General features: G+C 74.6%; 24 protein-coding genes. 4 read left to right on the plus strand and 20 right to left on the minus strand.

The features are described from left to right. Nucleotides 1-25 precede the first annotated feature (25 nt). From ACSNOA_RS18535 to ACSNOA_RS18550, 4 genes are all read right to left on the minus strand, one after another. Nucleotides 26-1045, minus strand: coding sequence for a TerC/Alx family metal homeostasis membrane protein (locus tag ACSNOA_RS18535; RefSeq protein WP_436659958.1), 1020 nt, complete (start codon nucleotides 1043-1045; stop codon nucleotides 26-28). A 260-nt stretch (nucleotides 1046-1305) separates the two neighbouring features. After that, nucleotides 1306-2313, minus strand: coding sequence for a glycosyltransferase family 9 protein (locus ACSNOA_RS18540; protein ID WP_436659959.1), 1008 nt, complete (start codon nucleotides 2311-2313; stop codon nucleotides 1306-1308). Beyond that, on the minus strand, nucleotides 2306-3448 hold the full coding sequence (locus ACSNOA_RS18545) for a glycosyltransferase (protein ID WP_436659960.1): 1143 nt from the start codon (nucleotides 3446-3448) through the stop codon (nucleotides 2306-2308). Before ACSNOA_RS18545 ends, ACSNOA_RS18540 begins: the two co-directional genes overlap by 8 nt. Nucleotides 3449-3669: 221 nt before the next feature. Then, nucleotides 3670-4083, minus strand: a complete 414-nt coding sequence (locus ACSNOA_RS18550) for a DUF2267 domain-containing protein (protein ID WP_436659962.1) — start codon at nucleotides 4081-4083, stop codon at nucleotides 3670-3672. Nucleotides 4084-4237: 154 nt separating this feature from the next. On the opposite strand from ACSNOA_RS18550, the gene ACSNOA_RS18555 reads away from it, so the two are divergent. Both ACSNOA_RS18555 and ACSNOA_RS18560 read left to right on the plus strand, forming a co-directional pair. After that, nucleotides 4238-4507 (plus strand): DUF2795 domain-containing protein, encoded by a 270-nt coding sequence (locus tag ACSNOA_RS18555; RefSeq protein ID WP_436659964.1) that lies wholly within the window; start codon nucleotides 4238-4240, stop codon nucleotides 4505-4507. A gap of 6 nt (nucleotides 4508-4513) precedes the next feature. Next, a complete protein-coding gene (locus ACSNOA_RS18560; RefSeq protein WP_436659966.1) occupies nucleotides 4514-5248 on the plus strand; it encodes a DUF1345 domain-containing protein in 735 nt (244 codons plus the stop codon). 236 nt (nucleotides 5249-5484) lie between these two features. On the opposite strand, the gene ACSNOA_RS18565 is transcribed toward ACSNOA_RS18560, so the two are convergent. The 5 genes from ACSNOA_RS18565 to ACSNOA_RS18585 form a co-directional block, all read right to left on the minus strand. Continuing rightward, complete coding sequence (locus tag ACSNOA_RS18565; RefSeq protein ID WP_436659967.1) at nucleotides 5485-6141, minus strand: hypothetical protein; 657 nt, start codon at nucleotides 6139-6141, stop codon at nucleotides 5485-5487. A 74-nt stretch (nucleotides 6142-6215) separates the two neighbouring features. Beyond that, nucleotides 6216-7184 (minus strand): pirin family protein, encoded by a 969-nt coding sequence (locus ACSNOA_RS18570; RefSeq protein ID WP_436659969.1) that lies wholly within the window; start codon nucleotides 7182-7184, stop codon nucleotides 6216-6218. A 198-nt stretch (nucleotides 7185-7382) separates the two neighbouring features. Beyond that, nucleotides 7383-8015: a hypothetical protein gene (locus ACSNOA_RS18575; protein ID WP_436659970.1), complete on the minus strand. Its 633-nt coding sequence runs from the start codon at nucleotides 8013-8015 to the stop codon at nucleotides 7383-7385. A gap of 13 nt (nucleotides 8016-8028) precedes the next feature. Next, nucleotides 8029-9813, minus strand: a complete 1785-nt coding sequence (locus ACSNOA_RS18580) for a DUF4012 domain-containing protein (protein ID WP_436659972.1) — start codon at nucleotides 9811-9813, stop codon at nucleotides 8029-8031. A 125-nt stretch (nucleotides 9814-9938) separates the two neighbouring features. Further along, the gene (locus tag ACSNOA_RS18585; protein ID WP_436659974.1) at nucleotides 9939-11153 is read right to left on the minus strand and encodes a glycosyltransferase family 4 protein; all 1215 of its coding nucleotides are present in this window, start codon (nucleotides 11151-11153) and stop codon (nucleotides 9939-9941) included. Between the two features lie 165 nt (nucleotides 11154-11318). On the opposite strand from ACSNOA_RS18585, the gene ACSNOA_RS18590 reads away from it, so the two are divergent. Then, nucleotides 11319-11873, plus strand: coding sequence for a low molecular weight phosphatase family protein (locus ACSNOA_RS18590; protein ID WP_436659976.1), 555 nt, complete (start codon nucleotides 11319-11321; stop codon nucleotides 11871-11873). On the opposite strand, the gene ACSNOA_RS18595 is transcribed toward ACSNOA_RS18590, so the two are convergent. The 11 genes from ACSNOA_RS18595 to ACSNOA_RS18645 all read right to left on the minus strand — a co-directional run bounded on the left by ACSNOA_RS18595 (nucleotide 11854) and on the right by ACSNOA_RS18645 (nucleotide 23147). Further along, complete coding sequence (locus ACSNOA_RS18595; RefSeq protein WP_436659977.1) at nucleotides 11854-13302, minus strand: polysaccharide biosynthesis tyrosine autokinase; 1449 nt, start codon at nucleotides 13300-13302, stop codon at nucleotides 11854-11856. The two genes, ACSNOA_RS18590 and ACSNOA_RS18595, sit on opposite strands and share 20 nt — an antisense overlap. A 1808-nt stretch (nucleotides 13303-15110) precedes the next feature. Beyond that, a complete protein-coding gene (locus ACSNOA_RS18600; RefSeq protein WP_436659979.1) occupies nucleotides 15111-15308 on the minus strand; it encodes a hypothetical protein in 198 nt (65 codons plus the stop codon). Then, entirely contained in the window at nucleotides 15305-15637 is a 333-nt protein-coding gene (locus tag ACSNOA_RS18605) for a hypothetical protein (RefSeq protein ID WP_436659980.1), read from the minus strand. The genes ACSNOA_RS18600 and ACSNOA_RS18605 overlap by 4 nt, the downstream gene beginning before the upstream one ends. Further along, the gene (locus tag ACSNOA_RS18610; protein ID WP_436659982.1) at nucleotides 15634-15996 is read right to left on the minus strand and encodes a DUF1622 domain-containing protein; all 363 of its coding nucleotides are present in this window, start codon (nucleotides 15994-15996) and stop codon (nucleotides 15634-15636) included. Before ACSNOA_RS18610 ends, ACSNOA_RS18605 begins: the two co-directional genes overlap by 4 nt. Nucleotides 15997-16033: 37 nt before the next feature. Further along, on the minus strand, nucleotides 16034-16621 hold the full coding sequence (locus tag ACSNOA_RS18615) for a TMEM165/GDT1 family protein (RefSeq protein ID WP_436659984.1): 588 nt from the start codon (nucleotides 16619-16621) through the stop codon (nucleotides 16034-16036). A 236-nt stretch (nucleotides 16622-16857) separates the two neighbouring features. Beyond that, nucleotides 16858-17829: an L-histidine N(alpha)-methyltransferase gene (egtD, locus tag ACSNOA_RS18620; RefSeq protein ID WP_436659986.1), complete on the minus strand. Its 972-nt coding sequence runs from the start codon at nucleotides 17827-17829 to the stop codon at nucleotides 16858-16860. Between the two features lie 46 nt (nucleotides 17830-17875). Next, nucleotides 17876-18619 (minus strand): ergothioneine biosynthesis protein EgtC, encoded by a 744-nt coding sequence (gene egtC, locus ACSNOA_RS18625; protein WP_436659987.1) that lies wholly within the window; start codon nucleotides 18617-18619, stop codon nucleotides 17876-17878. Nucleotides 18620-18692: 73 nt separating this feature from the next. Then, nucleotides 18693-20030 carry an ergothioneine biosynthesis protein EgtB gene (egtB, locus tag ACSNOA_RS18630; RefSeq protein ID WP_436659988.1) on the minus strand — a complete coding sequence of 446 codons (1338 nt, stop codon included), beginning with the start codon at nucleotides 20028-20030 and terminating at the stop codon, nucleotides 18693-18695. Further along, on the minus strand, nucleotides 20027-21262 hold the full coding sequence (gene egtA, locus ACSNOA_RS18635) for an ergothioneine biosynthesis glutamate--cysteine ligase EgtA (protein ID WP_436659990.1): 1236 nt from the start codon (nucleotides 21260-21262) through the stop codon (nucleotides 20027-20029). The genes egtB and egtA overlap by 4 nt, the downstream gene beginning before the upstream one ends. A 207-nt stretch (nucleotides 21263-21469) precedes the next feature. Further along, nucleotides 21470-22501 (minus strand): hypothetical protein, encoded by a 1032-nt coding sequence (locus ACSNOA_RS18640; RefSeq protein ID WP_436659991.1) that lies wholly within the window; start codon nucleotides 22499-22501, stop codon nucleotides 21470-21472. A 16-nt stretch (nucleotides 22502-22517) separates the two neighbouring features. Further along, complete coding sequence (locus ACSNOA_RS18645; protein WP_436662366.1) at nucleotides 22518-23147, minus strand: RNA polymerase sigma factor; 630 nt, start codon at nucleotides 23145-23147, stop codon at nucleotides 22518-22520. Nucleotides 23148-23687: 540 nt separating this feature from the next. Here ACSNOA_RS18645 and ACSNOA_RS18650 point away from each other — a divergent pair. Further along, the gene (locus ACSNOA_RS18650) at nucleotides 23688-25043 is read left to right on the plus strand and encodes a serine/threonine-protein kinase (protein ID WP_436659993.1); all 1356 of its coding nucleotides are present in this window, start codon (nucleotides 23688-23690) and stop codon (nucleotides 25041-25043) included. The last annotated feature ends 84 nt before the right edge of the window (nucleotides 25044-25127 follow it).

Below are 25127 nucleotides of genomic sequence, written 5' to 3' on the forward strand. Positions count from 1 at the left end.
ACGGGCGGGGCGCCGGGCGCGATGGTCAGGCTCGCTCGGCGACCGTCTCGCGTTCCCGGGGCTGCCCCTGCTTGGTCGCGCGCAGGCTGGTGAGCGTGACGACCACGAGGATGCCGATGATGACGCCGAGCGACGCCAGCGTGGGAATCTCCGGTACGCCCTTCCAGATGCCGTGCGCCCAGTGCAGGCCGAGCTTGAGCCCGATGAACGCCAGGATGATCGCGAGGCCGTAGCTGAGGTGGACGAGGCGGCTGAGCGCCGCGTGCAGCACGAAGTAGAGCGCGCGCAGGCCGAGCAGGGCGAACGCGTTGGTGGCGAAGACCAGGTACGGGTCCTCGGTGATGCCGTACACGGCGGGCACCGAGTCGACCGCGAAGACCACGTCGGTGGCGAGCACGGCAACCACCACGAGAGCCAGCGGGGTGAGGGCACGCCGGCCGCCCTGCCGCACGGTCATCCGGGTGCCCTGGTACTCGTCGGTGACGGGCATGAACCGGCGCAGCAGGCGGACCGACCGCATGCGGTTGATGTCCACCTCCTGCTGGTGTCCCGTGAGGGCGTCGCGGAGCAGCTTCACCGCGGTGGCGACGAGGATGATCGCGAAGAGCAGGAAGGCGAAGTCCAGCGTCTCCAGCGCGGCCGCGCCGAGGGCGATGAAGACGGCCCGCAGCACCAGCGCGCCCGCGATGCCGTAGAGCAGCACCCGCTGGGCGAGCACCGCCGGCACGGCGAACGCGGCCAGCAGCAGCATGAAGACGAAGAGGTTGTCGACGGAGAGCGACTTCTCGACGAGGTAACCGGTGAGGTACTGCACGCCGAGCTCGGAGTCGTAGCGGTTCCACACCCAGGCGCCGAAGGCCAGTGGCAGTGCGATGTAGAACGCCGACCAGCCGATGGCCTCGCGCATCGAGACCTCGTGCGGCCGGCGGGTGACGAGAAAGTCCAGCACCAGCAGCGCCAGCACACCGGCGATCGTCACTCCCCACAGGGTGGGTGTGCCGACGGACGACAGCTCGGCGGCGGACAGGTACGACGGGTCGCTCATGGGGGCCTCCTCGAACACCGTGCCATGTTCGAGGTCTCCTTCACCCACTTCCGTGGGCAACCACCCGAGGCGTGCCGGGCACGCCGTACTGACCGGAATGGTTCGTGGGAAGTACTCCCCTCGCCGGGGTCAAGGTTAGGTCAGGCTCATTCGGTGCGCCAGCCCGGGGCGTTGTCGCGTGTCGATGGTTGCCCAGGTCAACGGCCTGGTGGCGGCCACGGCGCGGGTCCGACCGGGCCTCCGGCGCGGCTCCGGTCGGCTCACCTGCGGGCACGGCCGGACACCGCCGCGACCGCGTCGCGCACGGCGTCCGGGGCGAGGTCGGCCATGCACGCCGGGCCCGTCGGGTCCAGCGGGCAGCGTGCCTGCCACCAGCAGGGCTGTTCGGTGATCGCGGTGGGCAGGCGGTGCGGGCAGTCCGGCAGCCCCTGCAGGTCGACGTCGCCCATGCCGTACCGACGAGCGTCGGTGGGCCCGAAGAGCGCCACGGTGGCCGCGCCGGCCGCCGCGGCGAGCCGGACCGGTCCCGTGTCGGGCCCGACCACCACCCCGCCGCGACGGGCGACCGCCGCGAACTGCCCGGCGAGCGTGGGCAGGTCGCCAGGGGGCAGAGGCGTCCCGAGCGGGCGCGCCGGGTCGACCGGACCCACGGTGAGCAACGGGTGCCCGCGCCGCGCGAGCGCCCCGGCCAGCCGTCGCCAGTGCCCGCGCGGCCAGTGCTTCACCGCCATCCCCGCGCCGGTCACCAGGACCACGGGCGGCGCCGGGGACGCACCGGCCAGCCGGGCGAGCACCCGCTCCCCGGCCCGCCGCGCGCCCTCGTCGACGTGCACCCGCGGCCGGGCGAGCCGATCCGTGTCACTGAGCAGCCCCTCGGCGTGCAGGATCTCCAGGTACCGCCCGCCCACCGACTGGTCGGGTGGCGGGTTCCGCCAGAGGTTCGTCACGGCGCGTGCGGCGGCGGCCTCCAGCAGCTCCGGGATGTCGTCGTAGCGGGTGGTGGTGACCGCCAGGTCGGGCCGGCGCGCCGCCAGGGCCTCGGCGACCGCGGCCCGCTCCGCGCCGGGCCGGCCGTGCCGCGGGGTACGCACCTCAATGACCGCCGGATCGACGCGGACCAGCTCCGCGCCCGGCTCGTGCGTCACCACCCGCATCCGGGCGCCGGGGTTGCGGCGGGCCAGGCCGTGCACGGCGGGCAGCAGCATCACCAGGTCCCCGATCCCGCCGAGCAGGTCGACGACCAGGATCTCGGCGTACCGGTCAGGCACCGGCCCGGTCCAGCGTCCGCACGTACAGGTCGCGGTGCGCGGCGGCGACCCGCGGCCAGGAGTACGCGGACGCGAACGCGCGGCCCCGCTCGGCGAGCCGGCGTCGCAGCACCGGATCGGTGAGCAGCCTGCCGACCGCCCGTACGATCGCCGCGCTGTCGCGCCGCGCCCCGATCACGGCCACCGCCCCGCTGGCGCGCAGCTCGGTGTCGTCGTCCGGCACCGTCACCGCGGTCGGTACGCCGTGCGCGAGCGCGGCCAGCAGCGCCCCGCTCTTCGTGCTCGCCCCGGCCGTGAACGGCAGCACCACCACGTCGGCGGCGTGCAGCGCGGCGGACACCTCCTCGACCGGGACGTGCCCGGTGACGGTGATCGCGTCGGCGACGCCGGCCCGCCGCGCCAGCGCGTCCAGTTCGGCGCGGAACGCGCGGGCCTCGGGCTCGGGCAGCGCCTGCGAGGTGAATCCGCCGACCACCAGCAGCCGCAGGTCGGGGTGTGAGCGGCGTAGGTCGGGCAGCGCCTCGATGAGGTGACGCAGACCCTTGACCGGATGCACGAAACCGAAGAAGGCCAGCAGCGGGGCGCCCTCGGGAAGGCCCAGGTCGGCCCGCAGTCGCCGCCCGGCCGTGGCCGCTCCGACGTGGTCGGCGACGTTGGGTGCGATCGGGATGTGGGCCGGCCCGCGGCCGCTGCGCGCGGCGACCAGCGTCCGGTGCCCGTCGTTGGTCACGATCACGGCGGCGCTCGCCGGCACGAGCCGGCCGGTCTCCCGGTCCCAGAGCCGGGTCCGTTCCACGAGGGACCAGAGCGCGCCGGGCAGCCAGCGCGGCACGGCCCACCAGCCGTACTCGTGCACCGTCGTGACGAGCGGGACGTTCCGGGGCAGCCGCAGCGGCAGCAGGCCGGGATGCCCGGAGAACCGGTACGCCGACGGCGCGAACTGCACGTGCACGAGGTCCGGCCGCAGGCGGCGTACGGTCCGGGCCGCGTCGGCCGTGGCAGCCCGCCACCCGGCGGCGCCGTCGGGGCGTACGGGCACCGGAGTGACGTCCACGCCCACCTCGTCGAGCGCCCGGCCCAGGTTCACCACGTAGTCGCTGACCCCGTCGGCGTCCGGGCGGCCGGGACCGTGCACCATGGCCACCCTGATCCGGTCCCCAACCAACGCCACCTCCCCGCGTCCCCGCGCGCTTTCCCCACGACACCGCGCCAAAACACCGCGCCCCGCGCCCGCGCCCGCCCTCCCACCCCCGCGATCTTGAACTTTGTGCCCGGGCATTCGGGGTGAAGGCCGCGAACGGGGGGCCGAAAGTGCAAGATCGCGGGAAAGGGCGGGGGCGGGGGCGCGGGGCGGGGTCAGGGGTTGGCGCGGAGGGCGGCGCCGGGTGCCATGGCCGGCTCGACCATGCCCCGGTAGTCGCGCGGGAGTTGGGTGACCACGTCGTCGAACTCGCCGGCGGTGACCGCCTCCCGCAGGGTGGTGAAGACCGCCCGGGCGGCGTCGCGCGCGGCGTTCTCGTCCACGCTCGCGCGCTGCCCCACCCGTGCCACGAACTCCGCGGCGCCGAACCGGTCCGCCGACTCCGTCCGCGGGCTCGGCTTCAGCACCGCCTGCAGCGGCCTGGGCAACTGGGCCGCCAGGTCCAGCACCTCGCCGCCGGTCAGCCGCTCGGCGAGGGTCTCCAGGGTGGCCGCCGCCAGCGTGGCGGCCCGCTCCGGGGACGTCCTGGTCCGCTGGGCCACCCGGTCGATGAAGGTGTGGTAGTCCACCGCGTACTCCTCGCTCGGCGCTCGGGCGCCTGCGGGTACCCGCGCGCCACCGGCGGAAACGACGGGGATTTTCCGCCCGTCCCGGCGTGACGGGACGGCAGGCGGGTAACCGCCGCCGGTCGTGACCGGATCGATGCCGCGAGGAGCCGACGCCATGGCGAGCTACGCCGACGTCCTGCAGTACCTGTCGAGCCTGGACTACCCGGCGGGCAAGGACGACGTGATCCGGGAGGCCGAACGCGAGGGGGCGCCGCCGGACGTGCTGCGCGCGCTGCGGGCGCTGCCGCCGGTGGACTACGCCAACGGCACCGAGGTCGCCCGCTCCGCGGGCATCGAGGCCGCGCCGGAGCTCAGCCGGTCGCAGCGGGCCGCGCAGGCCCGTGAACCGCACACGCGGGTCTCCCAGCACCTGCGCGGCATCTGACCGGCGGTGCCCGCGATCGACGGCAGCGGGCACGACCGGCCCGCGAACGGCGGCAGCGGGCACGACCCGGAGCGGGTGACCGCCGCCGACGCCCGGGTCCGCCCGCCGGAGGGACGCACCCCCGCCGCCGTACAGATCGTCATCGTGGGGCTGGTCGGGATCGGCGTGGGGGTCGGCTTCGGCCTGCTCTACTCGCCCGTGCTCGCCCCACTGGCCGGCTGGGACGTCGCCGCGGCGACCTGGCTGGTCATCGTGTGGCGCAAGATCTGGCCGCTGGACGCCGCCCAGACCGCACGGCTGGCGGTGTTGGAGGACCCGAACCGTGCCGTTCGCGACATCGTGCTGGTGGGCGCCGGCACGGCCAGCCTGCTCGCGGTGCTCATGGTGATCGGCGCCGCCGACATGGCGGCGCGGGGGGTGCAGCGTGACGTGTTCGGCGGCGCCGGTGTGTTCACCGTGCTGCTGTCCTGGCTGGTCGTGCACACCGTGTTCGCGGCGCGGTACGCCAGGATCTACTACACGGGGCCGGACGGAGGCGTGAACTTCCACCAGGCGGAGCCGCCGTGCTATGTGGACTTCGCGTACCTGGCCTTCACCGTTGGCGCGACGTTCCAGGTGTCCGACACGACTCTGACCAGCATGGAGATGCGCAAGACCGTCCTCATGCACTCGATGCTGTCGTACCTGTTCGGGGCGTTCGTCATCGCCGTGACGGTGAACCTGCTGGCCGGGTTGGCGTGACGCGCGCACCGGCGGGCGCGGACCTCAGGGACGGGCGGGCGCCCCGGGCCGCGAACCGCGACCGGGGCGCCACACAGAACCCGTCCTGACGGCCGCCCGGGCCCGAACCGGGCCCCGGCCACCAGGCGGTCACGTACGCCCGAACCGGGCGGGCATGACTGCCGAGATCACCATAGCCTGCCGCATCACCCGAACGGTCAAGAAATCCAAGACTGTGGGCCAGGGCACGTTGTGGATCAACTCATCACCTCGGCGTACCGCTTCTCCAGGTCGACCCGGGCGAGCGCGCCCACGAGCCACGCGAGCTGCTCCGACTCGCCGCTGCCGGCCAGCCCGGCCAGGTCGCCGGCCGAGCGGCCCAGCCCGAGCCGGCGCGCGGCGGCCAGCGCCCGCCGGTCGGCCACCGGGGCCACCTCCCGCCACAGCGCCTGCGCCTCCCGCAGGAACAACTCGACCACCTGACCGTCCACCCCAGGCAGCTCGGCGAGCAACTCCCGCTCCAGGCGCGGGTCGTAGTGCGCCTTGGCGCGCAGCCGGCGCAGGTCACCGCGGTAGCGGTCGACGACCGTCTGGCCGAGATCGCCCAGCACGTTGGCGAGCGCCTCGACGTCGCCGCGCTGGCCGGCCTCGCGCAGCACGCGTACCCGGGACTCGTGCAGCGAGCGGGCCAGGCGCGCGGCGCTGTCCCAGCCGGCGTTCCGCAGCGCCTGCGCGCTGTCCACGGCCCGCCGGAAGTCGCCCCGGCGCGCCAGCAGCAGCGACAGGTACAACAGCTGGAACAGGCTGGACGGGTTGTTGGTGACCTGGAATCCGTACTGCTCGGCGAAGCCGCGTCCGCTGCCGGCGAGCCGGCGTACCAGGCGCTTCTTGTCCTCGGTGCTGGAGATCGGCATGCCCGCGACTACCCGCGCCGCCGCCGGTCACACGCGGGCGGGGTGCCCCGGCGGCGGCGTGCGGACGGCGTGGGTCAGTGCGTGCCGCCGACGCGGTCGCGGGCCTTGAGGCGGGTGGTGGGCAGCGCCGGCGCGGGCAGCGGCGGCGCCGGGTCGTCGGCCACCACGCCGAACCGGCGTCCCGCCATCCAGTCCTCCCGCGCGGCGGCGACCTCCTCGTGCGAGCGGCCGACGAAGTTCCACCACATCACCAGCGGCTCCTCGAAGGGCGTACCGCCGAGCAGCAGCAGCCGGCTGCCGGCCTCGCCCCGCAGGGTGAGCCGGTCGCGGCCGGTGCCGAGGTAGAGCAGCGCGCCCGGGGCGAACGACACCCCGTCGACCTCGGCGGAACCGGACATGGCCAGCAGCCCGTACTCGAAATCGGGCCGCAGCGGCAGGTCGACCGGTGCCGGCCCGGACAGTTCCAGTTGCGCGCCGACCAGCGGGGTGTGCACCACCGCCGGGGACCGCTCGCCGGCGATCTCGCCGACCAGCAGCGTCACGTCGATCCCGCCGTCCTGCCAGTGGGGAAGGTCGGCGTGGTGGGCGAAGTCGGCCGCGCCGGCGCGGGCCGGATCGGGCAGGGCCACCCAGAGCTGCACGCCGTGCATGACCGGCGGGTGGGTCTCGGGCGAGCGCTCGGAGTGTGCGATGCCGTGCCCGGACGTCATGACGTTCAGCTGGCCCGGCCGGATGGGCTGGACGCTGCCGAGGCTGTCGCGGTGGAGGATCTCTCCCTCCAGCAGCCACGTCACCGTCTGGAGCCCGGTGTGCGGGTGCGGCGGGACCTCCATGCCGGGCCGGTGGGCGACGTCGTCCGGCCCGAAGTGGTCGACGAAGCACCACGCGCCGACCATCCGGCGCTGGCGCTGCGGCAGCAGTCGCCGCACGGTCGTGTACCGCCCGAGCGGTACGTCGTGGCCGGGCAGCAGGACACTGCCGGGATCGACCGCCGCCACACCGGGTGGCCGGGTCTGCGCCGGCAGGGATTCGGTACGTTCCACCGCCCGAATGTACGCCCCGCCGCCGCGACGCCGAGCCGCTACCCGGCATCCCTGACCTCGTGGTTTCCGCCGCGTCCGGAGCTACCGACAGCGACGGGCGGGTGATGGGGGACGCGGAAAGGCTGGCGCCCGCCGGAGGCAGATCCGGCGGGCGCCAGCCCCGTTACGTGCCCGGGCGCTGCCCGGTGCCTCGGTGGATCAGAAGGACCTCAGGCCGAGGCGCTGACGGTGCCGCCAGGCGAGGCTGAGCAGCAGCAGCACGGCGCCCGCGCCGACCAGGCCGCCGCCGACCTTCATCGGCGTGCCGAGGCTGTCACCGGTGACGGGCAGGGGCGGCGGCTGCCGCCGGTCGAGCACCCGCAGGTCGGTGCTGGCGACCCGGCGGGACTCCTGACCGGTCGCCGTGAAGGTCAGCAGACCGGTCACCGACGGCTTGTAGCTCCGGTGGAACTCGCCGTTCCCGTCCGTACGCGCCGTGAAGCTCAGCGGCGCGCTCGCCTGGTGGGCGACCGGAGCCATGGCGACGGTGCTGCCGTCGCTGCGGCGGGCGGGCGCCTGGTTCGCGGCCGGAGCCGCGAGCGGGCGGACCGTCACCACGATGTTCACCGTCTCGTTCGGACCGAAGCCCACGCCGGTGAGGATGACCGTCTCGCCCAGGTTGATGGGGTCACGGTCGACGGTCAGCAACGGTGGCACGTACGACGACGGCGGTGGTTGTGGTGTGTCGGTGATCGTCGGCGCCGGCTGCGGCTGTGCCGCCCCCGCTGCCGTCGGCACGGCCACCACGGCCAGGCCGACCGTGAGCGCCATGATGATGCGGGATAGCCGCATGTTTGGTTCCCTCCTACTGGTCACAGCTTGGTGCGGTGTGAACTTGGGTGGTCCATGGGGTGGCGGTCGGCGTGAGCCACAGCTCCGCCTCGCCGGTGCCGGTCTTCTCTCCGGTCAGGACGGTGAGTTCCAACGTCCGGCTGGCGCCGGGGCGGATCTCGACGTTCGCCGTGGCGACCCGCCGGCGGCGTTCGGTGCCGTTGCCCATCGCCATCTCGGCGCCGTCGAGCCGGGCGTCGAGCACCGACCCGCCCGGCGGGGTGAAGACCGACACCAACGTGCGCATGGTGTACGGGTCACCCGCCATGCCGAGGCCGACGATCGACTCGCTGAGTCCCGACTTCGGCGCCGTCGAACGGAGCGTCACCTGCAGCCGGAGTTCGCGGCGGCTGTCGGGCCGGCAGTCGCCGACCGTCAACGTCGCCGTCGGCCGCAGGTAGTAGCCGAGCTTCGCGCCGCTGCCGTCGTTGAGGAACACGCCGACCGTCGGCACGGTGTCCTGTTCCGGAAGCGCCCCGGCCAGTCGGCTGTCGCCGAACGTCCGTTGCTCCTCCGGGCGGGCACTCCAGAACAATATCCGGCGTTCGGTGATAGCACGGTCAAATGCGGACAATAACGCCTTCGGGTCCACATTCTTCGTGAAGAAGGCGTCGAAGACCGCCGCCGCGGCGCCCGCGAAGTAGGCGTCCTGCTCCTCGGGTTCCAGCCGCTGGTAGGTCTCGTTGAGCAGTGTCCGCACCACCGAGTCGCTGGCCAACGGCGCCCCGCCGGGGATCAGTACGGGTCCGGTCGCCTTCAGCAGGTACGAGAGCACCACCGGGTCCACGGCCAGCACCCCGTCGACCGTCGTGCCGGTCTTACGCCGGAACATCTCGCGGTAGAGCGCGGCGGCGGTCGGGAAGTGCGGAGTGAGGTTCACGTCGGCCGGATAGGTGCCGGGCAGATCGGCCCAGACCGCCCGGGTCTCCTTCGGCACCTTCAGCGCCGGCACGAACCGGCCGAGCGACGAGGTGCTCCCCTGCCGTCCCATCCGGACCCGGCCGTCCGCGGCCTCGATGACGGCGTACGAGCCGAACATGCCACCGGTGGCGCGCAGTTCCGCGAGGTTCTGCGACACCAGCAGGTAGCGGCGGGGACCGTCGGCGCCGAGCACCGGCGGCAGCAGGCGGGCGCCCATGTCGGCGGCGGCCGTCAGCGAGCCGAGCCGGTCGATCTCCTCGCGCAGGTCGACGAGGGCCTGGCGCACCTGGCCCACGAGGCCGCTGCCGGACACCCCGGCCAGGTCGTGGCGGGTCTGCTGCACGGTCTCGTTGACGGACGTCAGGTCGGCGGAGACCGTCCGCAGCCGGCCCAGGTCGATGCGGCCCTCGGTCGGCACGAGGCTCGCCAGATCGGCGCGGAGCAGCGTCGGGAAGGCCCGACGCGCCAGGTCGTCGACGGCCACCGCGATCTGCCGTACGGCGCCCAGGTCGTCCCCGGCGAACGGGGTGTGCCGGCCGACCCACCAGCCCGGATCGGCCGTCGCGTCCCGGGCCGCCCCGGCCTGGTCCTGCAACGCGGCCAGGGTGCGCTGGGCGCGCTCGGTGTCGCCGCCCACGACCTGGGCGCTGAGCTCCCGGGCCAGACCGGCCGCGTTGAGCAGGTGGGCCCGGGCCTGCCAGCCACGGAACCCGATCCAGCCGCCGCTCAGCAGCAGCAGGGAGACGACCACCAGCCCGGCGAGCAGGGCCCGCCGCAGGCGGGCGCGCCTGCGGCGCCGGGACCGGCCGCGTCGCCGGGGTCGTTCGCTCTCCGTCACACCACTCTCCCGCTTCTGGAATCGGACACAAAGGTCCTTTCCTCCGCTGTTCCTAACACCTGCCACGCGAATTCGTGACGTTATGGCGCTTCTCCGCCGATTTGCGAAATTGGTTCGCGCGGTCCTCAGGCCGTCGCCCGGACGCCCGCCGCGTCGTAGAGCAGCCGCTCGATGCGGTCGACCCCCGCCGGCAGCGACATCTCCCGCAGGTACGCCTCCCGGCCCCGCCGGCCCATGTCGGTGCGCGCCGGCGGCGGGATCGTCGCGGCCAGCCAGAAGCGATCGGCGAGGCTCGCCCAGTCCTCCGGCGGGCAGGAGAGCCCGGCCCGCGCGCGCTCCACCAGGTCGGCGGTGTCCCCGCCGGCCGACGCGACCACGGGCGCCGCGCACGACAGGGCGGCCTGGAGCTTGCCGGGGACGGTGCCGCGCAGCTCGGGCACGTCCCGCAGCATCACCAGCTGGTAGTCGGCGGCGGCGTAGAGATCCGGCATGTCGACCGGGGAGCGCCGCTCCAGGAACCGGACGTTCTCGGCGCGCAGCTCGGCGGCGAGCCCCCGCACCCGCCGCTCGTCGGCGCCCGACCCGACCAGGACGAGGTCCATGGTCCGGTCCAGGGCGGCGGCCGCCCGTACCGCCGTCTCGAGGCCCTGCCGGGCCCCGATCGTGCCGGCGTGCATCACGACGCACCGCCCCTCACGGCGCACCAGCCGGCGGGCCTCCGCGCTCGGCCGCGCCGGATGGAAGATCCGCTCGTCGGTCCAGTTGAGCACCACCGAGACGCGAGCCGGGTCCGCGCCCGCGGCGACCACCAGGTCCCGCATGGACGGCGCCACGACGGCGACCCGGTCGGCCGCCCGGAACGTGCGGCTCATGGCGGCCGCGAGCCGGGCGCCCCACCGGCCGTCGCCGCCCGGGTCGTCCTCCGGCCAGACGTCCTGCACGTGCAGGACGGTCGGCACCCGGCCCAGCAACCGCAGCACCGTGGCCGCCGCGAAGCTGGTGGCCGGGAGCTGGAAGACGTACAGCGCGTCGACACCGGCCAGGAACCGCCGGGCGACCACGGCGGCGCTGCCCGCGAACGAGAGGTAACTCGCCATCCGCGCGCCCGTCGAGCCGTCACCCACGGGGTACCGGGGCACGCGGCGCACCCGGAGCCGGTCGCTGCGGCTCTCGTACCGCCAGCGTTGCCGCCAGCCCGGGTAGACCTGCCCTCCCGGATAGTCCGGGAAGCCGGTCAGCACCCGGACCTCGTGCCCCCGGGTCGCGAGTTCCTCGGCGAGACTGCCCGGGATGAAGGCCGGCTCCGGCGGGAAGTGGTACGACAGGATCCCGATCCTCATCCGGTCGTCACCGCCGCCCGGATCGTCCGCCCCGGCGCGGCTGCGCGGCGCGTCGGCGGGCCGCCCGCGTACGATGCGGTCAACCCCTCCGCGTCCGGCCGCGACCGCCGGCGCTGCGCCGTCGTGGCCGACCCGCCCGCGACGGCACCGACGAGAGGGGTCCACATGACCGACCGGGTGCTGTTCGTCTGCCACGCCAACCTGTGCCGGTCCCCGATGGCCGAGTACCTGGCCCGTCGCCTGCTGGCCGGGCGGCCGGTGACCGTGGCCAGCGCCGGGACCGACGCGGTCGAGGGACTGCCGATGCACCCGTACGCCGCGGACATCGCGGCCGAGACCGGCGACGACCCCACCGACTTCCGCAGTCGGCCGCTGCGGGCCGAGTACCTCGTGGGCGCGACGCTGGTGCTCACCGCCACCCGGCGGCAGCGCTCGGTCTGCACCTCGCTGGCGCCGTCGGTGCTGCACCGGACGTTCACGCTGCGCCAGTTCGGCCGGCTCGCCGCGGCGGCGGAACCGCCCGAGGAGCCGGCCGGCGACCCGCTGCGCGCCGCCGTCGAGGCGGCCGCCCGTGCCCGGGGACGGCTGCAACCCGCCGCACCCGGCACGGACGACCTCCGGGACCCGATCGGCGGCACCGCCGCCGACTTCCGACGCTGCGCCGAGGAGATCGAACGGTCCATACGACCCCTCGCGGCGCTCATCGTGGCAGCCGGGTGAGTTCCTGCGTACGGTCGCTCACACCCTCACCGGCGTGGCGCGGCGCCGCGGCGGCCCGCTCCTCCGGAGCGGCCGGGGTCTCGGCGGCCACCACGCGGTAGGCCTCGTACTGGTACGCCTCGGCCTTGGGCATCTTGGCCATGTTGAGCACGCACCCGAGCAGCCGCACCGAGACCGCGTGCAACGAGCGGGCCGCGGCGGCCACCTGCGTACGCGAGGTCCGCCCCTGCTGGCTCACCATCAGCGCGCCGTCGGCCTGGACCGCCACCACGACGCCGTCGGTCACGGCGAGCAGCGGCGCGGTGTCGATGATCACGATGTCCGCGGACTCGCGCAGGGCCAGCAGCAGGTCGGACATCGCCTTCGAACCGAGCAGCTCGCTCGGGTTGGGCGGCGCCGAACCGCTGGGCAGCACGAGCAGCGACTTGTCGCCCCAGCGCTGCACCACGTCGCCGACCTGGACGTCACCCACGAGCACGTCGGTGAGGCCGACGCCGGCGTCGATGCCCAGGTACTCGTCGACCTTCGGGCGGCGCAGGTCCGCGTCGACGAGGAGGACCCGCCAGCCCGCCTCGGCCAGGGTGATGGCCAGGTTGCAGGAGAGAGTCGTCTTCCCCTCCCCCTGCAGGGCGCTGGTCACCGCGATGACGCGGGCCGGCTCGTGCACGTCGACGAAGCGCAGGTTCGTCCGCAGCTTGCGGATCGCCTCGGCGCGGGACGAGGTGGCGGCGTCGCCCACGATCAACGGGGCGGAACGCGCGCCGCTCTCGTACGGGATCTCGCCGAGCAGCGGGCTGCCGGTGGCGCGCTGGAGACCGGCCGAGTCCCGCAGCCGGACGTCGGCGACACCGCGCAGGATGGCCAGGCCGACGCCGAGGACGAGGCCGATGAGCCCGCCGAGCGTCAGGTTGCGCACCGGCTGCGGCGACACGGGGCTGGAGCTGACCCGGGGGCCGCTCACCACCTCGATCTTGATGGGCGCCTTGCCCTCCGGCGGCGTCTCGACCTTTTGTACGAGTTCGACGAACTTCGCCGACAGCGTCTCGGTCACCTTGAGAGCCCGGGTCTGGTCCGTGTCGGTCACCGACGCCCGCAGCAGGACCGTGCCCGCCTCGGTGGAGGTGCTGACCCGGCTCTGCACCTGGTCGGCCGTGAGGCCGAGCGGGGACTCGGCGACCACGCTCTGCGCGAGCCGGTCGCTGGTCAGCAGGTCCGCGTACGACTTGACGCGCTGCTGGAGGAAGAGGCCGCCCTGGTAGGCGTCCGTGACCCCCTGGTTGGGGGTGGTGACGAAGAAGGTCACCGAGGCGACGTACCGGGGCTGGGCCCGGACCGTGAGGAACGCGCTGACACCCAGGGCCACCATGACGGTGACCAGCACGACCCACCAGTGCCGACGCACGTGGCGGAGTTGACGGAGCAGGTCCATCAGGCACGCCTCCGTACCGGTCCGGTAACGCCAAAGAACTTCACGAAAAACCCCCAAGGTCGTCTTCAACTCGTGAACCATTAAAGCGGCTCTTACGGCTTATGTCCGGAGTTATGTATTTTCGGTGACGGACGCGTGTGCCCGAAATACCAACCCGGGAACGACCCGTTCGGCATCGGGCTGACTGGCGGGAAAGTGACGGGCGGACGGCGGCACCACCCGGCGGCCCGGATCCGCCCGGCCCTGCCACGGCGGCTCCCGCGGGGTCGGGGTGTCGAGCCGGGTGGCCGACACCGCCCGGACGAGGGCGCGGCCGCAGGCGGAGCGTGACGGGCGACCGTGACGGGCTGGCCCCGGGCGCGGAGCGTGCCGGCGGCCCCAGGACGCCGAGCGTGCCGGATCGCTCGGGCGCGGGTGGCCCGGGCGCGAGGCGTGCCGCGTGGCCCGGGCGCGGGTGGCCCGGGCGCGGGTGGCCCGGGCGCGCGTGGCCCCGGCGGCGGCGACCCGGGCGCGAGGCGTTGCCTCGTGGTCCGGGCGCGGGTGGCCGCGCACGGAACGTGCCGAGCTGACCGCGCCGAACTGCCGACGCGAGCGTGCCGGGCGGAGGTCCCGAGCGGACCGGGCGTGTGCCGGACGGACCGTGCCGGCCGACCGGACGCGGAGCAAGGATCCGGGAAGCGGTCAAGATCCGCGCAACTACCCGGAGGCTGCGGCGTCCGACGCCCCGGAGGCAGCAACATCCCCGAATCTGCGCGGATCTTGCGGCCGGGGCTCCTTTCCCCACGAGGATCGTCATCCGGGAGAGCGCGCGGTCCGCGCCGGGCAGCACCGCGTGGGATGTCCCCCGGCGACACCGCCTAAGACGGCGACCCGCCCGGCGGCACGCGTGGGATGTCCCCCGGCGGCACCGCGCAAGACGGGCACCGCCCAGCGGCACGCGTGGGAAGCGCCCGGCGTTACCGCATCACGGAGTGACCTGACGCATGGACGAGGCTGTAAGACGGCCATACTTGCCCGGCGGCTTTGCGTGGATGGCTACCTGCCGGGCGGCCGCCACGTGGGGATGGCCGCGCTCGTGGCGAGCCGGCGCCGGCGCCGGCGCTACGCGGGACGGGCCGAGGCCTGCTGCTGGCCACCATTCGAGACGGCTGTCGTCACGTTCTGGTGCCTCGATCGGCACGCGGCACCGCTTTCCTGACGTCGGACCACCCGACGTTGGTGATCGATCCCGCACCCTGACCCGTGACCGACTTCATTCCGGCGATATGGGTCGGTCCCGCTGCACCGGATACCGCCATATCGGCGACCTGGTGTCGATCAACCTCCGCCCGAAGAGAGATCGACTCCACTTTGCTGAAGTCGGGGTGTCCCGGGCTCCCGACAGCGCGACTTCACGGAAGTCGAGTGGATCATGGGCGCCCACCACCCCCGGCGGCCGACCGCGCGGGCGCGACACCTTCTCGGGGGTACGACGAACGACGCTCTCCTCGCCCAGCCTTGATCGGCTCCACTCCGGCGATGTGGCGGGATCCCGCTGCACCGGATACCGCCATATCGGCGACCCGGTGTCGATCAATCCGAAAGACGGCCGAGCGACCGGCCCATGCCAGACGGGCCGGGCCCAGGACTCAGACGGGCCGGGCCCAACACAGACGGACCGGGCCCACCAGACGGACCGGACCCAGGACAGACGACGGGGTCGAGGACACACGGACCGGGGCCCAATGTTGCGCCCGGCCCGCTTCCGGGGAACGGTCCCGGGAGCGACGGCCGGGCGCGGCCGGGGTGCCTCGAAGCGCCCCGGGCGGTCAGCGGTTCTTGTCCGCCGCGTGTTCGTCGTCGGTCTCCTCGTAGAGCGCCTCGCTGGCCGGCTCGGTGAGGTCGTCGCCCGGCACCGCGATCTCCTCGACCCGGTCCTGCTCGTCGACCCGCCCGCCCGGCGGCGGCTCGGGGGCGGTGGCGCCGCCGGCGAAGCCGTACTCGTTGGGCTCGTCGTGTCTGCTCATGTGGTCATCCTCCCGGTATCTCCCGCTTCGCCTCGTACCGCCAACGGTAGGTGGTGATCGTCTTTCCCGCAGCGCGGCGGCGATTGTCGGCGGGACCCTCGCCCGTGTTCGCTCAGCGCGGCCCAGAGCAGCTGACGCAGCACGATGATCATCACGGCGGCGCCGAGGGCGCTCCAGGTCCGGTTGCCGGCGAGGCGGAGCACCCCGGCGGCGGTCAGCAGGTCCAGCAGGATGCGTACGGCGAGCAGCGCCCGCCCGGTGCAGAGCAGCACGACCGCCGCGGCGACGAACGCCGCGGCGGTGACGGTGGTGACCAGGGCGGCGATCACGGCGACGGCTTCGCCTCGCTCACCCGCTGTTCCTCCTGGCGCTGCTCGCGGCTGAGGAAGTAGTTGAGGGCCGTCCGGATGGTGGCGATCGCGGCCAGTTGGCCGATCTGGTTGAACGTCGGCGACACGGCCGTACGCAGAATGTCCGCCGCGAGCTGGAACTCCAGGCCGAGGGCGAGGTACCGGCCGAGGAAGAGCCGGATCGGAGTGAACACGGCGGCGGTGCGGTGTCGCAGTCCCTCGACCACGAACCGCACCGCCGCCAGCACCGCGCCGACGAAGATGATGAGCGCCCCCGCCACCTCGACCACGGCGACCAGCACCTCGTCGCCGTGGCGCAGCACCTCGCCGACGCTCACGGGCCGCCGTTACCCGACGCGGGGCGCGCTAGTCGTCTCAGGTGAGTTCGGCGATGCCCTCGAAGATCAGCCAGAGGCCGGAGATCGCGAAGAGCACGGACGCGCCGTACTTGATCGTCTTCTCGGGCAGCCGGCGGCCGAGCAGCCGGCCGATCAGGATGGCCAGCGCGTCGGCGGCCACCATGCCGATGGTCGAACCGATCCAGGTGCCGACCCAGCCGTGCTGGGTGGCCAGCGTGATGGTGGCGAGCATCGTCTTGTCGCCCAGTTCGGCGAGGAAGAAGGCCACGCCGACGGTGACGATCGCCGACCTGCTGGCCCGCTCGGCCTTGCGCCGCTCCTCCTCCGTGAGGGTGTCCCCGCGCAGGGTCCAGGCCCCGAAGCCGAGGAAGGCGACGCCCGCGACCAGCGAGATCCATCCGGTGGGCAGCACCGCGCCGAGACCCGAGCCGATGGCCACCGACGCCAGGTGGACCACCGTCGTCGCGACGGTGATGCCGATCAGGACGGGCAGCGGTCTGTACCGTGTGGCGAACGCCAGCGCCATCAGCTGGCTCTTGTCACCGAGCTCGGCGACGAAGATGACGCCGAAGCTGATCACCAGCGCGGCGAGGAATCCTTCCATGACACCCTTCCCGATTTCGGCCGGGAAGAGGTGTGGGGCGCCCTCGACCCGGCTGTGTGACAGCCTGAGCCGAAGGTCTCGCCCGCCCCGCCGAGGCGGGGCCGCGTGGCCGGATGCGGAACGCACCAGTGTGTCGACCACGACATTGGGGGCTACTCCCCTTCGCGTGACCGAGCCTATCCGATCACCACCGGCGTTCGGGGACCGGGTACGCGCACCGGCCCGATGGGTGCCCCTCAGACGGCGCGGGCGAGCGTGACGCCGAACAGCTCGTCGGGGTCGGTCCAGAACGCCCGGTCGGCGAAGCCGGCCGCGGCGAGTTCGGCCGTCACCCCCTCCGGACGGAACTTGGCGGAGATCTCGGTGCGCAGCTCCTCGCCCGCGGCGAACGCCACCTCGAGGTCGAGGGCGGGAACGCGGACGCGCATCGGCCGGTCGGCGCGCAGCCGCATCTCGATCCACTCGTTGGTGGGATCCCACCGCGCGACGTGGGTGAAGGCGTCCGGGTCGAAGTCCGCCCCGAGTTCCCGGTCGACGACCCGGAGCACGTTGCGGTTGAACTCGGCGGTCACACCCGCCGCGTCGTCGTACGCGGGCACGATGATCGACGGGTCCTTGACCAGGTCGGTGCCGATCAGCAGCCAGTCCCCCGCCTCGAGCGCGGCCCGCATGGCGGTCAGGAACCCGGCCCGCTCGGCCGGGAGCAGGTTGCCGATCGTGCCGCCGAGGAAGAGCACCAGCCGCCGCCCACCCGCGGGCAGCCGGTCGAGGTGGCGGGTGAAGTCGCCCACGATGCCCCGCACCCGCAGCCCCGGATAGTCGGCGGCGATCTGCGCGGTCGAGCCGAGCAGCGCGCTCACCGAGACGTCCAGCGGCACGAAGGTGCCGAGACCGCCGCGCCGGGTGAGGGCGTCCAGCAGCAGTCGCGTCTTCTCCGAGGAGCCCGACCCCAGCTCGATGAGGGTCTTGGCCCGGGTCAGCTCGGCGACCTCCGGCGCACGGGCGGCCAGCACCGCCCGCTCCGCCCGGGTCGGGTAGTACTCGGGCAGGCGGGTGATCTCCTCGAAGAGCGCGCTCCCCCGCGCGTCGTAGAACCACCTGGGCGGCAGCCACTTCGGCTCGGCCGTGAGACCGGCGCGGGCGTCGTCGCGCAGCTCCCGGGCCAGGTCCTGCTCCTCGAGGTGGATCTCCAGCGGCTCGGCGCTCATGAGGCACTTCCCTTCGGATCGGATGGAGCGTCGTCGGCACCGGGGGTCACCAGAGCGGGCGTAGCCGCGCCCGCCCGACGGTGGCGGTCACCAGGTGCGCGTCCGGCACCGACCGCCAGCCGGGGTCGTCGTCGTGCGGCTCGGAGGCGAGCAGCAGCCCGGACGGGGTCTCGCGCAGGGACAGCGCGTGGCCGAGCACCGTGGCCGCCACGGCGCGGCCGTCCGTGAGGAGCATGTTGAGCCGAGAGTCGGGCGCCGCGGCCGTCACCGCCCGCGCCACCTCGGCCAGCGCCTCCCCGGGGTCGGCCCCGGACCGCAGCCGGTGCCGTACGAGCGCCCACAGCAGCGCCGAGTCGGTGGCGGCGTCGAGGGTGAGCAGGTCACGCACGGGTAGCTCGGCGGCGATCGGCACCACGGCGTCCGGCCAGCCGCGGATCACACCGTTGTGGCTGAACAACCACCGGCCCTCCGCGAACGGCGCGGCGGCGTTGTCGAGCACCGCCATGCCGACGGTGGCCGACCGGACGGCGGCCAGCACCGCGCCGGCCCGGGTCACGCCGGCCAGCTCCGCGATCGTCGGGTCGCTCCAGATCGGTTGGGCGCGCCGGTAACGGACGGGCTCTCCAGCGTCGTCGGGGTACCAGCCGACACCGAACCCGTCGGCGTTGATGGTGCCGCCGCCGCGCATGTCCCGTGGCGCCCAGGACTGCCGGAACAGCGAGTACGGCGGGTCGAACAGCAGCTCGGCCAGGGTGACCGGCGGCCCGAGGTAGGCCAGGTGACGGCACATCAGCCGGCACCGCCGGTGACCGGGCCGCCGGTGAGCGGCCCGGCGGTCGCCGGTGCGCGTCGGGCGTACGGGGTCACGGCCGCGACTCCTCCGGCGAGGCGTCCCGGGCGCAGCGGAAGCCGCTGAAGATCTGCCGACGGATCGGGAAGTCCCAGTTGCGGAACGTGCCCCGGCAGGCGGCCCGGTCGGTGCCGAACGAGCCGCCACGCAGCACCCGGTAGTCGTCGCCGAAGAACACCTCGGAGTACTCGCGGTAGGGGAACGCGGTGAAGCCCGGATACCCCCGGAACGTGCTCGACGTCCACTCCCAGACGTCGCCGATCAGCTGGTGCACCCCGAGCGGCGACGCCCCGTCGGGGTACGCGCCGACCGGCGCCGGCCACAGGTGGCGCTGGCCCAGGTTGGCGTGCGCGGAGGTGGGGTCGTCGTCACCCCACGGGTAGCGGCGGGACCGGCCGGTGGCCGGGTCCCACCGGGCGGCCTTCTCCCACTCGGCCTCGGTGGGCAGCCGCTTGCCGGCCCAGGTCGCGTACGCCTGCGCCTCGTGCCAGCAGACGTGCACCACCGGTTCGTCGTCACGCACCGGGGCCCACCGGCCGAACCGCCGGTACGCCCAGCCGTCGCCGTCGCGCCGCCAGTGCATCGGCGCCGTCAGCCGCGCCTCCACGCGGTGCGCCCACCCGGCCGTGCTCCACCAGCGGGGGTCGTCGTAGCCGCCCTCGGCGATGAACTGCCGGTACTGACCGTTGGTCACGGGCGCGGCGTCGATCGCGTACGCCGGCAGGTCCACCCGGTGGGCGGGACGCTCGTTGTCCAGCGCCCACGGGTCGGTGTCGGTGCCCATCGTGAACGGGCCGGCCGGGACCAGCACCTCGCCGGCGACGCGCACCCGTGGCTCGGGCGGCGGCGGGGTGGTCAGCACGGCGGGCCCGGAGCGCAGCTGGTGGGTGGCGAGCATGGTCTCGTCGTGCTGCTGCTCGTGCTGCACGATCATCCCGAAGGCGAAACCGTCGCTCACCAGCGGCCGCTCGGTGAACCGGATCCGGTCGAGCAGGTCGTAGACCTTCTGCCGGACGGTCGACACGTAGGCCCGGGCCTCGCCGGGCGGCAGCAGCGGCAGGGACGGGCGGTCCTTGCGGGGCTGCTTGAAGGCGTCGTAGAGGTCGTCGATGTCCTGCCGGACGGGCGCCCGCCCGCCCACGTCACGCACCAGCCACAGCTCCTCCTGGTTGCCGACGTGGGCGAGATCCCACACCAACGGGGACATCAGCGGCGAGTGCTGGCGCACGAGGTCGGCGTCGTCGACCACGTCGGTCAGCAGGGCCGTACGGGCCCGGGTGCGGCTCAGCTCTTCCGCGATCCGCTCCCGCAACCGCTCGGCGCCGAGCCCCTCGGTCCTCGTGTCGGTCACCGGTCTCCCCTCTCCGCGACGGCCCGCCGCCGCCGTACGCCTCGGTGGATCTCGTCGTGCAGGTCGGGTGGCAGGTCGAGCCGGGGCAGCGCCGCGACGGCCAGGTCGAACAGCCGTGCGGCGGCGGTGGCGAGCGCCCGGTCGGCGAGCCCGCGCCGGGCCGCCACGTGCCAGCGGTGCGTCACCGGGGCGCTCACCTCGTACGCGGCGCGCAGCGTGTCCGAATCGGCGAACAGCGCGGCCAGCACCGCCAGCGGGATCCGCCACTCGCGGCCGGGCTGCGCGTCCAGGTAGCGCAGCTCCAGGTAGCCGCGTGGGCGCACCGGCGGGAACAGCGTGCTCACGTGGTAATCCAGGTCGTCAGTGGTGGGCGGCCGGGGCAGGGCTCCGGCCAGCCAGTCGGCGAACGTCACGCCGGGCGGCGGCGTCCAGTCGGAACCGGCCGTACGCAGGCAGAGCAGCGGTGCCGCGAGGACGTACCGGGTCCAGGCCGTGACGGGGTCGTCGCCCGGTCGTACGGGCGGCCAGACCGGCCCGGTGCGGGCCGGGTCGATGGCCAGCCACGCGGCCATGCGGGCCGACGCCCAGCCGGTGGGGCGGCCGGCGTGGCGGGCCGCCGTGGCGAACGCGGCGAGCAGCGGCGGGCCGACGGAGTGGGCGACGGCCCACCGCAGGGGCACGTCGTGCGGGTCGCCGGCGTCGAGGCAGATCTGGAGGCCGGCGGTGCAGTACATCATCGTCCGTCCCGCGGGCCCCCGCTCGTCGAAAGCGTGGCGCATGGCGCGGTAGCGCGGAGTGTGCAGGACGGCGTGTGGACCCCGGTGGGGGTCGATGCCGCTGCCGCCGAGGGCCAGCCCGGCGGGCCGGAGCAGGTCGGCGACCTGGGCGATGTCGGCCTCGGTGGCGCGGACGAGCGCGGCGACCGACGACCGTGGCGGGGTGGAGATCTCGATCTGCCCACCCGGTTCCAGGCTCACCACGCCGCCGTGACGCAGCGGCTCGGCGGGGCTCGCGTCGTCGAGGGTGGTGGGGCTGTGCGGGCCCAGCGCCGCCCGCAGGCGCGCGCCGTCGACCGGGCGGGCGGGGTCGGCGGCGTCGTGCACGGTCCATTCCAGCTCGACACCCGTGCGGGTGGGCGGGCCGGTCTTGAAGCAGATCCGCGCGAGGTGCCGGGCCGCGGCCGCGGACTCGCGCAGGATGGTGCCGCGCTCGATCCCGGGTGACGTCACCACCGGATGGCCCCCCTCCCGCACCGGCTCCCGGACACCGCGTCACCGTAACGCCGGGCACCGACACTCTCGCCGGTGTCGGAAGCCCACCAACCTCTGTCTAGCAGAGGAACTTTCGGTGGCCGGCGGAAACGACGGGCTCCGGCACCCGGACGGCCGGGCACCCGGGCGACCGGGCCTCCGGGCACCCGGGCGGCCCGCACGGTGCCCTCAGGCGGTCGGCGTGGCCGTCCCGGACGGTCTCTTCGGCCCGGGCAGCGGCTCGGGTCTCACCGGCCCGCCGGGTCCGGGCCTGGCGCCCGTCCGCACACCGTTGCCGACGCCACCGCCCGCGGCGGCCGGGCTCACGGTCGCCGCATCGCGGCCCCCGCCGGCACCCTTGCCGCTGCCGCTGCCGTTGCCGTCGCCGTCCGCCCGGCGGGCAGCGTTCCCGTTGCCGTTCCCGCTGCCGTTCCCGCTGCCGTTCCCGTTCCCGTTACCGCTGCCGTTCCCGTTCCCGTTCCCGCTGCCGTTCCCGTTCCCGCTGCCGTTCCCGCTGCCATTGCCATTGCCGGCACCCTTGTCCTTGCCCTCGGCCGTGCTGCCCGACGGGCTCGGGCTCGCGCCCGCGCTCCCGCAGTACGCCTCGACCCGTGCCGCGCCACCGGCGGCGGTGACCAGCGGCTGGAAGCCCGGCGTCGCGAGCGCCTTGTCGCGCTGGGCGGGCTTCTTCGCCAGGTACGCGCGGCAGAGGCCGGCCAGCTGGCCCGTCCGCTCGGGGTCGCCCGTCGGCGGGGCCGAGGTGGTGCCCGCGCCCGGCGCCGGGGATTCCCCGTGCCCCGTCGAGGGCGTGCCGGCGCTCGGGGTGCCGTCCGGAGGGGCGGTGGAAGGCGTCGAGGTCGCCGGGGCGGGCGTCGGCGCCGGGGCCGGCGGGCGGTCCAGCGTCACGGCGGCGAAGGCGGCACCGGCCGAGGCGGTGGCGACGACACCGACGGCCCAGGCCAGGGCGCTCGCCGTGAACCGGCGGCGCCGGGCGGGTCGGGGCGCGGGCAGGGTGCGCGCGGCCCGGAACGCCGCCAGGGCGGCTTCCTCCCCGGCGAGTTCGTGTGGGCGGGCCGGTGCCGACGCGGCGGCGAGCAGCCGTGCGAGCGGCTCGGCGGGGGCGGCGTCCGCGCTCGGGGGCGCGCCGGTCCGGGCCGCGTCGAGCAGCCGGTCGGCCTCGGCGCGGTCGGCGGGCCGGTCGGGCCGGCGGCGGACACTCATCCTGAATCCCTTCACGTCAACCATCCGCCGGTTCGGCGCGCGGCGCCTGCCGGGGCCGGTCACCCCGGGGGCGGGGCGGCGACGCGCCTTCGCTCGCTGCCGGCGCCTCGCTGTCGTCGCGCTCCATGAGCGCCGCGAGGCGGCGGAGCCCGCGGTGCGCCGCGGTACGCACGGCCCCCGCGCGGCGGCCGAGGACCCGCCCGGCCGTCTCGGCGTCCAGACCGATCACCGCACGGAGCAGGACGGCCTCCGCCTCCCGGGGCGGCAGCGTGGCGATGAGTGCGAGCGCCGCCTCGGTGCCGATGGTCTCGCCCGCCCGCTCGGCGGTGTCGGTGTCGGCGGCCAGGTCGCTGAGCGCCTGCACCGGCACGGGGAGCGACGGGCGGCGGCGTTGCCGGCGCAGGTGGTCCATGGCCCGGTTGCGGGCGATCGTGACGGTCCAGGCGCGGAACTCGCCGCCCGTGAAGCTGGGCAGGTCACGCGAGATCTGCAGCCAGGTCTCCGACGCCACGTCCTCCGCGTCGGCGCCGACCAGGGCCGTCAGGTAGCGCAGCAGGCCGGGCTGGAGGGTTCGGTAGAGGAAGCGGAACGCCTCCTCGTCGCCGGACTGGGCCGCCGCGACCGCCTCGCTCAGCTCGCCGGTCATGCCCGTTCCCGAGAACCGGTCGCGCGGCGGCGCGGCGCGTCGGATCCGGCGCACGCGACGCTCGTCCGGCCCGTCGACCGGAAACGTTCCCGCACCTCTTCCAGCCCCCCGCAGACCTGATCGCACCCGCGGGCCGGCGGGCCGGCGGCACGCCTGGACACCCCCAACCGCGGGCGAGTCGACGCTACGCCACACCGGCGCCATGCGGCGGCCCGAGCCCGGCTAACGCTAGGAGGGGACCTCTGCAGCGACAAGTGCGCACCACGTCACGAAAGAGTGACAAATGTCAACCCGCTCGGACGGCGTTTCCCCGTAACGCGCTCGGGACCTGGGACGCTACGCCCGACCGGGGCGCCCACCCGTCGGGGCGCGCCCGCCCAGCGTACGCGGTCCCGCCTCACCCTCCGTCACACAGTGGAGTCGGCGCGTGACGCTCCGACCCGACCCCGCCGCCTCGGGGGTGGCGGCGCGGTCGGCACGGCACGTCCACACGGCACCGCGCGGTGCGCGCCCCGGGAACCCTGTGGGTACGGTGAACCTGTGTTGTCATCGGAGGTCGTACTCAGCGGTCGTTACCGCCTGGACGAACGTGTCGCCACCGGCGGCATGGGCGACGTCTGGCGGGGCACGGACCTGGTCCTCGGCCGGCAGGTCGCGGTCAAGGTCCTGCTGCCGACGCTGGTCTCCGACCCCGACTTCATCGCCCGGTTCCGGGCCGAGGCGCGCATCATGGCCGCCCTGCGGCACCCGGGCATCGTGCAGGTGTTCGACTGCGGCGAGGACGACCTGCCCGACGGCGGGCGGGCCGACTACCTGGTCATGGAGTTCGTCGAGGGCGAGCCCGTCTCGAAGCGCATCGAGGCCGCCGGCCGGCTGGACGTGGCCGAGACCATGTCGATCGTCGCGCAGGTCGCGCAGGCGCTGCACGCGGCGCACCGCCGGGGCATCGTGCACCGTGACGTCAAGCCGAGCAACCTGCTGGTCCAGGAGGACGGCACGGTCGTCCTGGTCGACTTCGGGGTGGCCCGGTCGACGAACGTCACGAGCATCACGAGCACCAACGCGGTGCCGGGCACGGCGCTCTACATGGCTCCCGAGCAGGCCGCCGGGCGGCCGGTGAGCGGAGCGACCGACATCTACGCCCTCGGCGCCGTGGCCTACTGCTGCCTGACCGGCACCCCGCCGTTCACCGGCGAGAACCCGCTCCAGGTCGCCGTGAAGCACCTCGACGACGAGCCGCCGGAGCTGCCGCACGAGATTCCCGAGGCGGTCCGGGCGCTGGTGGCACGCGCTCTCGCCAAGGACCCGGCCGACCGGTTCAGCAGCGGGGCGGCCATGGCCGACGCGGCCCGCGCCGCGGTGAGCGACGGCGCGGCGCCCACCGCGCTGGTGCCGTCGACCCCGCTGCGCGACGCGGGGCCCGACACGCAGGCCGACCTCGCGGTCGACGCGGTGGCCGCGGCCCGCCGGGGCGCGCCGCGGGGTCGACGGGCCCTCCTGGGCGCCGGCGGGGCCGTGCTGGTCGCGATCGTCGGCCTGGCCGCGGCACTCGGCGCGGCCAAGTACGCGGACGCCCCCGCGGTCAACCTGCCCACGACCGCCCCGGCCGTCGCGCCGAGCGAGGACGTCGACCTGCCGGCGGTCAACGAGGACGTCAGCAGCGGTCCCACCCGACCGCAGCGGCCCACCACGCCACGGACGAGCAGGGTGCCCACGAGCCCCAGCGCGACCGTCGAGCCGACCGGGTCGCCCACCACGGGCTCGCCCACCCCGTCGGCCACCACGGCGCCGCCGCCGAGCGACACGCCCACGACCCCCGACACGCCGCCGCCGACCACCGGTGGTCCGACGGGCGAGCCCGAACCGACCGCCACCACCCCGGCCGGGTCGGTCTGACCCGGCCGACCAGCGCCCGGCGGTGACGGGCGCCGGCCGCCGGATGCCCGACAGGCCCCACCAGTCCCGATATCCCCAAAACGG

The organism is Micromonospora sp. URMC 103, assembly GCF_051386435.1.
In the GTDB taxonomy this organism is placed as follows: Bacteria; Actinomycetota; Actinomycetes; order Mycobacteriales; family Micromonosporaceae; genus Micromonospora.